Below are 13,318 nucleotides of genomic sequence, written 5' to 3'. Positions count from 1 at the left end.
ATATTGTAATGGCCAAACTTCCAAACACTATTGACTCTGCAACATTTGTAAACAAACTTAAAGAAAATAACATTTATTGTTCTTCTTTTGGTAAGGACCTCGTCCGGTTTGTAACTCATCTAGATTTTTCGGATGAACAACTAAACTTATTCGCGGAAAGGATAAGCAGTATAAAGTTTTAGTAAATATACTCACGTTACAGGCCTTAGGGCCTGTTTTTTATTTCAACAATAGTCTTTTTCTGATTATAGCTATGGTGCATTAAAAAAACAGATGCCCCGAAGGTCATCTGTTCCTGCAAATTTAATTTGCTGAATAATGAATAATATTTCTGAAGTGTGTTTTTGTATATTATTCTAAAAACCAATGTCATTACTGGTTTTATTTTTCATCTTTTGTGATTTTAGGATTGTATTACCATTCTATAGTACGATTGTCATCTGCTCCGGTATCCCATTCTTCTTTTACAGATCCTGAGGAATCAGGGGGGATTACTTTTGCAGATCCGGCAGCAATGCCATACTCTAACTCTATTGATTCTACAATCAATACAGGTTCTTTGTAGCTTTCTTTGCAAAAGCCACATTCAGTTTCTTTACTTTTTTTCATCATTTGTGTTTCTGTTTATATGTAATTCAGGTTCATCATTTTGCGTAAACAAAAGTCAAAATATCTATTGAATTAAGCCTTATACTATACTATCCTTTGGATCATACTTTACCATTTATTTTTTATTTCAGCCTATCCCTCATCTATTACCTATAATTATATATTACTGATAAACAATAAATAACAGACAGATTCAGGACATTTTTTTAGCCCAACTGATCAAAGAAAAAATAAAGATCAGCTTCACTGGGAATATTTAGCCTTTTTCGAATTTTATTTTTCCTTTTCTGTACAGAGGTATGTAATACCCCGGTAATATTTGCAATTTCTTTTGAAGAGAAATTCAGTTTTAACATAGCGCAAAACATAAGTTCTGAACGCTTCATATCCGGATTAATCTTATGCAGACCAGGTACAAAATTCGGGTACAAAGCTGTGAACTTGGTGAAAAATACCGTATCGTTCTTTTTTGCCAATGCTATTACCTCATCAAAGCTTTTGTCATGAATCTTTGTTTTCAGTATTCTGGTTTCATTCTCCAAAATTTTTCTTTTAGATTCCGATGCACTAATCCTCTTATACACAAACAACCCCAGTCCAAAAGCAGAAGCCAAAAGCACACTTGTATACATTAAAACATTATCTTTCCTATCCTCTTTCAATTCAGCAATATCGGCGGTTAATAAATATATCGCATGATTATACTTAACATCATTTTTATATGATGACGGTATATCAGAATTATGGCATAATTCAGTCTTTGAAGCAGAATTACAAGAAAAGGGTAAATGTACCAACCATAGTATGATCAGGTATGTTTCAATATTTATCTTCATATGATCAGAATAAAGACTATAACATCTAAATACTTACATACTTAAAAGGAAGGTGTCAGAAGACAGATTTAGTACACAGAAAAAAGCATAGACCAGCAGGTGTATATTATTTACACATTTACAAAATACAGTTATTACACATGCCCATTCTCGTCATTCTTTTCATAATTATGAATAAGCTGTTTTATTTCAGTTTTCCGCCTGTTGTGAATAAAAATCATTCAGCAATCATATCAATTTCTGTATGGAAAACTCCCTGTAACACCCTGCCTGTTTAAAGTAATATTGAAGCAGTACTAATAATGGTTTGTATTTGTAACTTACTCGTTACCGGATATGGACCCTTGTTTATTTGTTTACTTTTCATCATCATTATATGTTTGTTTATTATTTGTTGTTCAAAATAAGGATAGAATTTTATCTAAGCAAAAATCATGATATCTGTCGGAATAACATCTATATCAATACCCCCTTTATATATTACTTTTTCCTGTAATTTACAAAAACAATATATCCCCTACCTATTACTTTTAATACAACTAACTGAATAGCAACATCAAAAACATCTTATTAGATTTAATAAAAAACGGGTAGTAAAAATTTTACTACCCGCTGAAACATTGCTAACAAACAAAATGATGGTACCCTGTATATCCGGTTACCCAGGAAAATAGCTAACAGATTTTACAAACAAATGATGATAATTCTATTTAATTAAGGATTCTTTACACAACGATAGGAACTCTATCATATGTGCACCAGTTTACAAGGATCCTGAATTGGAAGTGCTGTCTGGTTTAACATAAGCATTGTCCCAAGTTTCATTTATTGGTGCATTGTTTTTTCCGGGAGTGCAAAGCCTGAATTTGCCGCTAAGCAATTTTCCATCTCAACCCAAGTGACTTCTATGATTGGAGGAATATATTCCCACAGGAAACTTCTATCGGGCTGTATAATGTTATTTCCATTTGTAGGAGAAGTTGTATCAATATCCGGAATTATTTTTGATACTTTAATTGTATCCAGCTTACAGCCTCTATCTGTTTTGTTTTTATTGTATACCTTCATGATTTGATGATTGAAAAGTTTAATACAATAGTAAACAGATTAAAGAAAAATTGCTATTAAAGGGCTACTGTATGAATACATCAGGTATTACAGCACAGATACAACAGCTATTACAACATACCTACAGCATAAGGCAAAACCTGTTAAAAACTATCTATCCATGTATACAAATCCATTTCTGAAGAAATATTAAATGACTTTCGAAGTCTGTTCTTTTTTGTCTGAACGGTGCGAACAGTAAAATGACAATATTCAGCAATATCTTTAGTCTGGAATCCTAATTTAAGTAATGCACAAAATTTAAACTCATCATTCGTCATTTGGGGATTTTCAGATACAAGATTATTATAGAAATAAGGGAAAGCTTCCTTGAATAAAGGAATAAAAGTGACATCATTATTCATAGCCGACTTTACGACATCACCTATATCGACTTTCATACCCTCATTTAACTTTTTATTCAACTCCGATATTATAAATTCACTCCTTAGTACCTGCTGGTACAATCCGGTGAGCTGATTATGTTTTAGGACAATAAAATAACCTGCTACTGACAGAAGAATAAATGCCTGTACAAAAGTGATAATTCTAACATTATCTTCAAGGGATTTATGAACCAGTAATGTACTGTCGAAGAAGTAAAAGTCATAGATATAACCAATATAAAAGAAACTAAAAATAATGGTATAGAATACAATGATCAGTCTAACACCTATTTTTCCATTTAGTACTAGTAACACAATTGTGAGTAATGAAAAGTAGTAATAGGTAATCCCATTATCGAATCCGTCTTTGGATGCATAATAAAAAACCATAAGCCCTATTAGTAAAAAAATAGCGAATATATTATATGGATTGAAGCGAGCTTTACCAAAAAAGAAGGAAGAGAGCAGCAAACATCCCATTACAAATAAAACATAAGAGCTTGTGATAAGTCCGAATACCTGGTCTCTTATAGCATCTATAATAAAAAAAATTCCTTTAAGAAATATAATCTGGTTAATTATTCTGGCTTGTATAATTTCCAGCTTATTCATATCTCTCGTTATATCTTTATTTGCGATATAACTCCAATATTTCTTTAGCATGATATTCTTTTTAATTCATTCGCAATCTATTAAGTATATACCTGTCTATAAGGGAACAGTAATTTTTATTATAATACCGGGGATTTTTGTTTAACTATTTCTTTTCCGGTTATTATTTCAAGCATTTCAGAAAACGAATACACATATTGTAAAAACCATCCTACACACATGTATATCATCATTTGAATTTAAACTAAAATCATTATTTAAATTCATTATATAAAATGTAAAAATATAAATAAAACATTAAAAATCAACCAATTAACATACAAACAATAAATAAAATGAGGAAACTTCTATAGAAATCTCTCACCAAAAAACATATTATGAAAACAAAAAATGATAAAAAGGAAGTGTTTTCAATAAGTAGCAAAACTATCTTTTATAACTGCCCTTTCAAAAATCAATATTCTGTTTCCTTATTAATCTATAAAAAAGCGGTCATAAAAATTTCCGGAGTATAGAAATACGTAAAGGACCGGATATTTCTTCCGGTCCTTATTAAAAAAATTGAGCAAAACCAAAGCAATGTTTATTTTACATCACAATATATTTTAAGGCATTATATAATCAAATATATTCCTGATTATCCCTTTGTAATTTTATATTTTAGTGTAATTTTTCATTATGGTAATATAAATCCTGATATCAAAACAGGGATTTGATAATTGTTGTAAGGCTCATAATAATAACAACACTACCAACTACGATAAACATTTTTTTAGTGGGAAGTTTGGCAGTAAGCATTGCTGAGAATGGTGCCGTAAAAATACCGCCTAACAAAAGTCCCAATACAATATTCCAATGGTGAATACCAATGGTAAAAATAAAAGTAATGGCACTGGTTACGGTAAGCAGGAATTTAGCTACTGTAGAGCTCCCCACTACATAACGTGGTGTTCTTCCGTCTTTCATCAGTGTTCCGGTTACCAAAGGTCCCCAGCCCCCACCGGCAAAAGAATCTATAAAACCACCTACTAGTCCCAGTACTCTCAGATTCGTTTTTCTTTTGGTCTTTACTGCTGTCCCCTTTTTCTTAAAAGCATTTTTCAGAATATTTAGTCCTAGATATAGTGTATAGCAGGCAATTATAGGCTTTACGATATGTGCATAACGCTCTCCGAAATGAGATAAAGTGAATGCACCGATAATAGCCCCCACAACAGCTACAGGAACCAACACCCACACCATTTTTTTGTTTACATTTCCCAGTTTATAGTGGCTGAAACTACCAGCTGCGGTCGTAAATGATTCAGCTGAGTGAATACTGGCACTCACTACCGGTGGTGGCACATTTAATAAGAGTAAAACCGTTGTACAGATCACTCCGTAACCCATTCCCATGGATCCGGCAACAATTTCTGCCAGAAAGCCGACAAATAACATCCAGTAGAATATATGCCCATCCTGATTAAGAAAAACCTGAATATCTCCCCACAAGTTAAACTGATAAACAATAATTCCGAGTATTCCGATAAGAAGCATTACTCCAATAATCCCCAGATATATATTTGCTCTCCGCTGTACGACCTTAGTAATACGGGTCAGATTTTCTATTTCCAGTGTTTGCTTATCTTTTCCTTTATCTTTAGACAAATATTCAGTAGTAAGCCTGTTAAGCTCCTGAACCTTATAATCAAAATCACCTTTCAGTTGCTGTCTTATATTCTGCATATTATCCAGTACCTCGTCCACCTCATCCGGAATAGCCTCTGTAAGAATTTCACGAAGTCTTTTTGCAATAGTAGGTGATTTTCCGTTGGTAGAAATTGCGATTTTCAGCTCGCCTTTACGTACAATGGATCCCAGATAAAAATCACATAGCTCAGGTTTATCTGCGATATTAACAAGTACCCCTTTCACGTGAGCATCATTACGAATTTGTTCTGCTACAACAAGATCATTAACCGCTGCAATAACAAGGTCTGCAGTATCAAAATCTGCATATGTATAAGCTCTCTGCTCCAAAATAAGATTCTTATATTCCTGTTGTAATGCCCTGACCTCAGGAATAATTTCTTTAGCTACTAATTTCACAGGTGTTTTAGGAGCATTTGCTAATACGGAATGTAATTTTTCCAAGGCAATTTTTCCGCCACCAATAACAAGCAACGAAAGACTTTCCAGCTTTACAAATATGGGATATAAAGAGTTACTCATTTTTATTTAAATTTTAAATCATAGGTATAAGCAAGGTAATACAACCCACCGATTTCGGGACCTGCTGCATACTGAAAATAACGACGGTTTAGCAGATTAGTTGCACCAATTTTCAGGCTGGAATTAATCTCCGGCAATTTCCATGTCACCTGTGCATCGATTGTATAGAATGCAGGAATTTCTCCTGATGCTAGCGGACTTTCCCATAAAAATTTACTTTGCCATCTGGCCACCACTGTGAACCCCACATTTTTAATAATCTCACGATTACCAAAACTTACATTTGTGGACCATTTAGGTGTATTGAAAGCAGTAATGAACAGATCAGAGCTATTATTGGAAGAAGCCAGATCATTATAAGAAATATTAGCATTTATATTATAATTCTTCAGGAAGTTGTAACGAATTCCCAGCGATGTCCCATAACTTTTGTATGTTGTATTACTGTTGGTATACACCCTATATCTGTCTTGTTTACTACGGTTTAGCATGTCCAGAACAGCATTATTACTTCCTACATTTCCACTTTTAGGCACAGCAACTTCTACCTGCCCAAGGAAGCCATCGTAAACATTATAATAAAAATCCCAGTCTATAGCTAGTCTATTGTTAAATAACAATGATTTGTAACCAACCTCGAAAGAGTTAATTCTTTCTGGTTGCAATTTTTGCAAGCTGGCAACGACTAGAAGATTTTTATTATCTAATGCTGCCTGGTTTTGATTTTTCCCGGCATCTGTCTCAGCATTAACTGCTGATGTAAATCTGTCTATGGATGACAATGTATAAGAGTTATCTAAATAACCAAGACCTTCATTAACCATCGGCAATCCGCCTACCCTTCTTACATTTCCGTTATTGACAAAAGACAGCGCTTCAAACAAAGACGGGAAACGGAATCCATTCTGGAAAGAGACTCTGAAGTTGTGCTGATTTACAGGAGAGTAAACAACACTAACTCTTGGATTGAACTTGGTTTTAAATTCAGGGTTCCGATCAACACGCAAAGCTACATTTAGTTTTAGCTTCTCATCCCAGAAGAGTTTTGTAATCTGAGCAAACGCACCATATTTCTGGTAAGTAACGTCTTTACCAAATGTACCATCTGATAACGGAACATTTCGTTGATCTACAGGTCTGCTGAAATCCACAAAGTTATTACCATCCGGAGTTATACTATATAAACGGTAATCTACTCCAACAAGAAGATTAAATATTTTCACAAAACGGCTAAAGTCATAAGTGGCTTCGCCCTGATAGAATCTGGATTTTTGTTCCAGTTTAGCTCCTCCTGTCAATGGAGCACCTGCAACACCTCCATTAGCAGAATCCCAATTGTTGATTCCGATAATTGTACTTTTCAATTGCTCAAAAGCATTGGTACCCGGCACTACTCTGTTTTTATCAGCTTCTCTGCGGGCCAAAGCAAAAGCATCATTCAGATTTACGCCTGTATTCAGGCTATTTTGTAAAGCCGATTGAAAGGCATTTTTCCAGTTATTATTAGACAGATTGGTAAGATCCAGATTATCTGCAAGTGGTTTCAGGTTATAGGAATCTCCTGTATTTTCTATAGAAACATAAGCTCTTACTGTAAGCTCTTTTCCGGTAAGCTCTACTTTATGATTTTGTACAGTAGCATTCTGTAAGCGGATTTTATTTCCACGTTGAAAAGTTCCATCCAGCAAGCCGTAACGGTAGACATAAGAAGCTTTCCAATTGTCTCCGAAACGATAATATAATCCAGCATCAAATTTTATATTCTTTACTTCCGGACTTACCAGATCTTTTTCATAGTATCCGGTTCTGGATACATTAAAAGTCGTTGGTTTTCCATTGTAATCAACTTTTACAGCTACACGATTATTTCTCTCATCTCCATATTTATTCCATAGATCTTCCGCAGGATTATTGTTATTTAGTTCTGAAAACTTAGGATTTGCTGTAATCAATGAATTAGGATTCTGATCGGTACGGTTATCCGAAATCCAGTCGACACCGCTAAAGTAAGAGGCATTAACCTTTACCGCGAGATTTTTAGTAATCGTTTTGGCAAATCTGATGGCGCTTTCACCTAATGCTGATATTTTATGATTGACATTATCCACATGATTCAGTCCACCTCGAAAATAAAAACTTAGTCCCTGAGATGTAAATGGATCTTTGGTCTGAAGACTGGCAAGCCCATTAATTGCATTCATTCCGTACAACGCCGATGCTGCTCCCGGTGTAACCTCCATAGACTGAATATCTAGTTCAGTAGGACCAATTGCATTTCCTAAAGGAACACCTAAAGTTGCAGACTGAACATCTACACCATCTACCAGCTGCATAAACCGGAAGTTATTGGGTGAATTAAAACCCCTGGAATTAGGAACTTTGAGCGTAAGGCTGGATGTTAGTAACTGCAGACCTTTCACGTTTTCCAAAGTTTCGTAAAAAGATGCTGCCGGGCTTTCTCTTATTGTACGAATATCTATCTTTTCTATAGCAATAGGTGATTTCAGTACTTTTTCCGGAACACGGGATGCGGAGATAACAACCTCGTTGATAATAGTGTTCTGTGGGTTTAGCTCTACTGTTATTTTATTAGATAACGAAAGTATCTCAACAGTCTGGCTGGTAAACCCTTCTTTTTTAATAACAATTCTAAAAGGAATTTTCACTCGGGTACGAAGGCTAAAATTTCCTTCTTGATTTGTCAGGGCTATATCCTGAGTATTTTCAACCTGAATTTGTGCTCCTGAGACTCCTTTATGATTGTCTGTATCTTTAATAATTCCGCTCAGTTCTATTAATTGCTGCTGAGCCTGAAAAAGGTTAAAAAATAAAAATGTAAATAATATAAGATGTGTTCTTTGCAGAAAACTCCTCTGTATGGGTAGTTTCATTATAATCGTTTTTAGGTTACGTTGTATGTTTATGTTTGGTAATGGATGGAATAGTTCAATACGAACTATCCACATCCATACCTGTTGGTATTAGCAACACATACACATTCGTATACCCAAAAGATGATGGTAATGTTTCTGAGATTTTTTCTGTCGGTAAAGAAGATCTATCATATATTTATTTTGTGATTTGTAAGTAGCGGTATGAGAAATCTCCGAAAGTTTCTTCAGCTTCTCTTTTCTGTACATATATTCCGAGAAGTTCATCCAGTGTTTTCAGGATTTCATCTTCACCAATGTTGTCTTTGTATTTAGTATTTAGACGGGTACCTAATCTGTCTCCGCCAATATGCAGATTGTATTTTCCATAAGCGGTACCTACAAAACCTATTTCTGCATTTGGAGATCTGCCACATCCATTAGGACAGCCAGTCATTCTGATGGTGATGTCTTCTTCAAAAAGACCATACTTTTCCAATAGAGGTTCTATCCTTGTTACTAAAGTCGGTAAATAACGCTGGCCTTCTGCTAATGCAAGAGAGCAGGTATTGAAGGCAACACAGGCTACAGAGTTTTTACGTAATGCACTGGCCTTTTCTGTATAATCAGAAATTCCATATTCTTTAAGGATTTGTTCTATTTCTGCTTTGTCATTTTCATGAACATCGGAAACAATAAGATTCTGGTTACAAGTGAAACGGAAATTGGCTTTTCCGGTTTCGGCAATCTTTAATAATCCTGATTTTAGTGGATAGTAATTCTGGCTCACCTCATCTGTCTGGATAGCTGAATCTACACTATCGTTTTCAACAAGTATCTGCGAACCTACAGCTTCGTCCAATACTCTTCCATGCTCTACAAATATTGTATAAAACCATTTACCTTCATGGTTTTTCACCCAGCCATAGCGGTCTTTTCGCTGTTCAAAGTGGTATTCTCTGGCAGGTTCAAAGCTAAAGCCACATCTTTTTTCAACTTCCGCACGGTATTGCTCTATTCCCAGTTTGTCTATTGTATATTTCAGTCTCGATAGCTTACGATCGCTTCTGTTTCCAAAGTCACGCTGTACTGTAATAATTTCATATACAGCTTTCAGTACTTTTTCTTCCGTATCTACAAATCCCAGAACTGAAGCCAATCTTGCATAAGTAGCTTCGTTTCCATGCGTAGAGCCCAAACCACCACCTGCAGCAATATTATAGCCTACAATTTGGTCATTCTCGATAATAGCAATCAGTGCAATATCATTAATAAAAACATCTACATCATTATTGGGCGGAACGGCGATTCCTATTTTTAACTTACGGGGTAAGTATCTGTCCTGATATAATGGATCTTCCTCCGCTTTGCGGTCTACTACCAATTCATCATCAATCCAAATATCATAATATGCTTTTGTTTTAGGCAAGCACAATTCACTGATCTTACCCGCCAGCTCATAGGCTTCCTGATGCAATGGTGATTCGGAAGGATTAGAAGTACAGGTCACATTCCTGTTAACATCTCCACAAGCTGCAATAGAATCCAGATGCTGAAGATTGAATGACTGTATAGTTGGTTTGATATGCGACTTCAGAATACCATGTAACTGAATCGTCTGTCTGGTTGTTATTTTAATTGTTCCTGTAGAATAATTTCCTGCAATTTCATTTAATCCAATCCATTGCTCTGAAGTAAGAAATCCACCCGGAAGGCGCAAACGGATCATAAAGGAATACAGCCATTCTAATTTTTTAGACACTCGTTCTTCTCGGCGATCGCGGTCGTCCTGCTGATACATTCCATGAAATTTTATCAGATTCTGGTCATCTTCCCGAATTGCACCAGTGAAATTATCCAGAAGACTTTCTTTCAAAGTCCCCCTAAGTCCGTTACTACTGGTTTTTATCTTTTCTACTGGTGAAAGATTATCTTTAGCACTCATGATTGTTGTTTTATTTTTAGCTATAGGATTTCATCCTATCTTATATTAATATGTCTCTTCGGGACTTATCTCAAATTATTTAATATTTTATACCATTAAGAAATTTAGAATATTGAGATTTTCAACCCACTTTATTTTCTTAATTTCTGTAAGATCCAGAATACGGTTTAACGATTTTACAATCAAACTGTTTTAGTATACATCTTTAGCATATCTGCCACTAAGCTCCAGTTCTTCTAAATAGTTTTTAGCCTCATCTTCGTTTCGCTTTCCTTCATGCTGAATAATATGAAGAAGTGTTTCTTCCACATCTTTACTCATCGGCTCTTTAGCTCCACATACATATACCGATGCTCCACCTTCAAGCCACTGAAATACTTCCGAAGATTTTTGCTGCAATCTATGCTGTACGTATACTTTTTCTGCTGTATCTCTGGAAAATGCAAGATCCAGATTTGTTAGGGCGCCTGTTTTCATAAAATCCTGAAACTCGGACTGGTAAAGAAAATCTGACACAAAATTCCGGTCTCCGAAGAATAGCCAGTTTCGCCCTTCAGCGCCTGTAGCATCGCGCTCCCAAAGGAACGAACGGAATGGTGCTATTCCGGTTCCGGGACCAATCATAATTACATCTTTTGCCGTCTCCGGAAGTTTAAAATGTTTAGCCTCCTGGATATAAAACTCTACAGCTCCATCTTCTTCAAATTCACTGAGAAAGCCACTGCATAAACCATTTTGTTTTTTATCATTGATAAAGAACTCCGATCTGGCTACCGTAATATGAATTTCAGAATCTCCATGTGCTTCCGGCGAGGATGAAACTGAATATAAACGTGGAGCCTGAACAGTCAGTGCTTTTATAACTTCTTCGAATTCCCCTGCGTTTTTCACTGGATAAATTCTAAGTAAATCCAGAAGACTTAAACGGGTTTCCGGAATATCCTGCCTGGTAATTTGCGCATACTGTGCAACTGTAGTCTTTAGCAGGTAACTGATATTAAGATGCTGGTGAAGAAGCTCTTCCGCACTTGCAGTAATTCTGGCTGTCTGAATTTGTTTTTCAGGATCTATACCGGTTAAACCAATAATCTCTTCTACTACAGACCTTGGGTTAAAAGGAATAACGCCTAACGCATCTCCCGGACGATAAGTAATTGGCTCTTCTGTTTCAATCTCAATATGATACGTCTCTTTATCAGAAGTAATATCATTCAGGTTAATAATAGCGGATACTTTTCCCTGGTATTTTTTTCTGCCAGAGGATGCCTTGGGTGCCGCTGTTGCCTGTGAAGGACTTGCTGCTTTATTTTGTACAACTTCAAAAATATGATCGAGCCATCTGTGAGCATCTTCTTCATAATCGATATCACATCTCTTCAGCGGAATAATACGTTCTGCTCCGAGAACTTCGAAACGGGTATCCACATCTTCACCTGTTTTACAAAATTGTGGATAAGTGCTGTCTCCTAATGCTAAAACTCCAAACTTAATATTGGAAAGATTTAGTTCGTTCTCATGAATATAATCGTAGAATTTCTTCGCCAGAATTGGCGGTTCTCCTTCTCCCTGAGTACTTATTACTACAAATAAATATTCTTCCTTGGCCAGATCTTTAGGTTTGTACTGGGATAAATCGCCCAACTTTACCTGAATGCCTTTTTTCTTAGCAACTCCGGCAAGTTCTGTTGCAAGTTTCTTACTATTACCGGTTTCTGTACCGTATACCAGTGTTATTTTCTTTACAGCTGTTGTATGCGTGGCTTGCTGCGGCGGTAAGTCAACCACTGCGGCAGATGTTCCTGCAAGGCCTGCCAGGTAACCGCTTGCCCAAATGGCTTCATCTCTGGAAAAGCCACTGGATATTTCTTTCAGTACTTGTAGTTTAGTTTCAGACAGCATATTCAAAAAAGTTTTGAGTTTTTGGAAGCAGAGTTCCGTTGGTTATTGATTTGAAATACAATCCTTCTCCGCCTGTATCTTGTAACCAGGAGAATTCTTCATGCAGGTTTACTATTTTGCCGATAACCACCAGCGATGGTGATGCAAATAGTTTATGCCCCAACTTTTGAGCAAAATCTTCAAAAGAAGAAGTATATACTTTCTGAAAAGGTGTGGTTGCCTGTTCTATTACGGCAATTTTCTTTTCCGAAGAGACTCCATATTCTTTAAATTTATCTACCAGATTGGTAAGATTTCCTACAGACATATAAAACACCAGCGTATCATTGGTTTCTGCTATTTCTTCCCAGTAATCTTCAGTCAATATTTCGGACTTATAATAAGTAAGAAATCTTACCGATGTAGCATATCCTCTTGCTGTTAAAGGCATTCCTGCATAGGCTGCTGCTCCAAGAGCAGCTGTTACTCCCGGAATAATCTCATACCTGATCTTATTCTCTTTCAGTACCTGTAATTCATCCAAAATATTGGAAAATATAGATACATCCCCACCCTTTAGTCTTGCAACAGTTTTATTCTGAAGTGCATATTCTACCATTAGTTCATTAATAGAAGACTGTGGCGTGGATGCTTTTTTGCTGCATTCTTTACCTACATAAACGATCTCTGTCTCTTTGCTCACATAGTTATCCACAATCTCAGGACTAACCAGTCTGTCGCATAAGATTACATCTGCTTCTGTAATGGCACGAATAGCTTTTACTGTGATCAGATCAGGATCGCCAGGCCCCGCACCGATAAGATATACCTTTGGTGTTTTATTAGTTGTTTTCATTTAAAGTC

At 35.8% G+C, this 13,318-nt stretch carries 9 protein-coding genes and 1 pseudogene; 1 reads left to right on the top strand and 9 read right to left on the bottom strand.

The genetic code is table 11. The features are described from left to right. A pseudogene (locus C8J95_RS18870) lies at window positions 1–182 on the top strand (threonine aldolase); the annotation flags it as partial. Window positions 183–414: 232 nt separating this feature from the next. Here C8J95_RS18870 and C8J95_RS15050 read toward each other — a convergent pair. The 9 genes from C8J95_RS15050 to cobA all read right to left on the bottom strand — a co-directional run bounded on the left by C8J95_RS15050 (window position 415) and on the right by cobA (window position 13,310). Next, a complete protein-coding gene (locus C8J95_RS15050) occupies window positions 415–609 on the bottom strand; it encodes a hypothetical protein (protein WP_107809568.1) in 195 nt (64 codons plus the stop codon). Window positions 610–815: 206 nt separating this feature from the next. Continuing rightward, window positions 816–1,445, bottom strand: a complete 630-nt coding sequence (locus C8J95_RS15045; protein ID WP_255412829.1) for a hypothetical protein — start codon at window positions 1,443–1,445, stop codon at window positions 816–818. Between the two features lie 825 nt (window positions 1,446–2,270). Then, window positions 2,271–2,513, bottom strand: coding sequence for a hypothetical protein (locus C8J95_RS15040; protein WP_107809567.1), 243 nt, complete (start codon window positions 2,511–2,513; stop codon window positions 2,271–2,273). A 143-nt stretch (window positions 2,514–2,656) separates the two neighbouring features. After that, entirely contained in the window at window positions 2,657–3,601 is a 945-nt protein-coding gene (locus C8J95_RS15035) for a diguanylate cyclase (protein WP_107809566.1), read from the bottom strand. 648 nt (window positions 3,602–4,249) lie between these two features. Further along, complete coding sequence (locus tag C8J95_RS15030; RefSeq protein WP_107809565.1) at window positions 4,250–5,761, bottom strand: TSUP family transporter; 1,512 nt, start codon at window positions 5,759–5,761, stop codon at window positions 4,250–4,252. A 2-nt stretch (window positions 5,762–5,763) separates the two neighbouring features. After that, window positions 5,764–8,652, bottom strand: a complete 2,889-nt coding sequence (locus C8J95_RS15025) for a TonB-dependent receptor domain-containing protein (RefSeq protein ID WP_107809564.1) — start codon at window positions 8,650–8,652, stop codon at window positions 5,764–5,766. A 178-nt stretch (window positions 8,653–8,830) separates the two neighbouring features. After that, window positions 8,831–10,579 carry an NADPH-dependent assimilatory sulfite reductase hemoprotein subunit gene (locus C8J95_RS15020; RefSeq protein ID WP_255412830.1) on the bottom strand — a complete coding sequence of 583 codons (1,749 nt, stop codon included), beginning with the start codon at window positions 10,577–10,579 and terminating at the stop codon, window positions 8,831–8,833. Window positions 10,580–10,768: 189 nt separating this feature from the next. Then, complete coding sequence (locus tag C8J95_RS15015; RefSeq protein ID WP_107809562.1) at window positions 10,769–12,475, bottom strand: sulfite reductase flavoprotein subunit alpha; 1,707 nt, start codon at window positions 12,473–12,475, stop codon at window positions 10,769–10,771. Then, window positions 12,465–13,310 (bottom strand): uroporphyrinogen-III C-methyltransferase, encoded by an 846-nt coding sequence (gene cobA, locus C8J95_RS15010; RefSeq protein WP_107809561.1) that lies wholly within the window; start codon window positions 13,308–13,310, stop codon window positions 12,465–12,467. Before cobA ends, C8J95_RS15015 begins: the two co-directional genes overlap by 11 nt. Between the last annotated feature and the right edge of the window lie 8 nt (window positions 13,311–13,318).

This window comes from Elizabethkingia sp. YR214, assembly GCF_003058195.1.
Taxonomy (GTDB): Bacteria; Bacteroidota; Bacteroidia; order Flavobacteriales; family Weeksellaceae; genus Elizabethkingia.
Note: the sequence above shows the minus strand (reverse complement) of the source record. Positions and strands in the feature narration are given on the sequence as shown.

Coding starts and splice junctions, on each gene's coding strand:
- C8J95_RS15050 (WP_107809568.1), bottom strand. CDS start 609: ATGAAAAAAAGTAAAGAAACTGAATGTGGCTTTTGCAAAGAAAGCTAC.
- C8J95_RS15045 (WP_255412829.1), bottom strand. CDS start 1,445: ATGAAGATAAATATTGAAACATACCTGATCATACTATGGTTGGTACAT.
- C8J95_RS15040 (WP_107809567.1), bottom strand. CDS start 2,513: ATGAAGGTATACAATAAAAACAAAACAGATAGAGGCTGTAAGCTGGAT.
- C8J95_RS15035 (WP_107809566.1), bottom strand. CDS start 3,601: ATGCTAAAGAAATATTGGAGTTATATCGCAAATAAAGATATAACGAGA.
- C8J95_RS15030 (WP_107809565.1), bottom strand. CDS start 5,761: ATGAGTAACTCTTTATATCCCATATTTGTAAAGCTGGAAAGTCTTTCG.
- C8J95_RS15025 (WP_107809564.1), bottom strand. CDS start 8,652: ATGAAACTACCCATACAGAGGAGTTTTCTGCAAAGAACACATCTTATA.
- C8J95_RS15015 (WP_107809562.1), bottom strand. CDS start 12,475: ATGCTGTCTGAAACTAAACTACAAGTACTGAAAGAAATATCCAGTGGC.
- cobA (WP_107809561.1), bottom strand. CDS start 13,310: ATGAAAACAACTAATAAAACACCAAAGGTATATCTTATCGGTGCGGGG.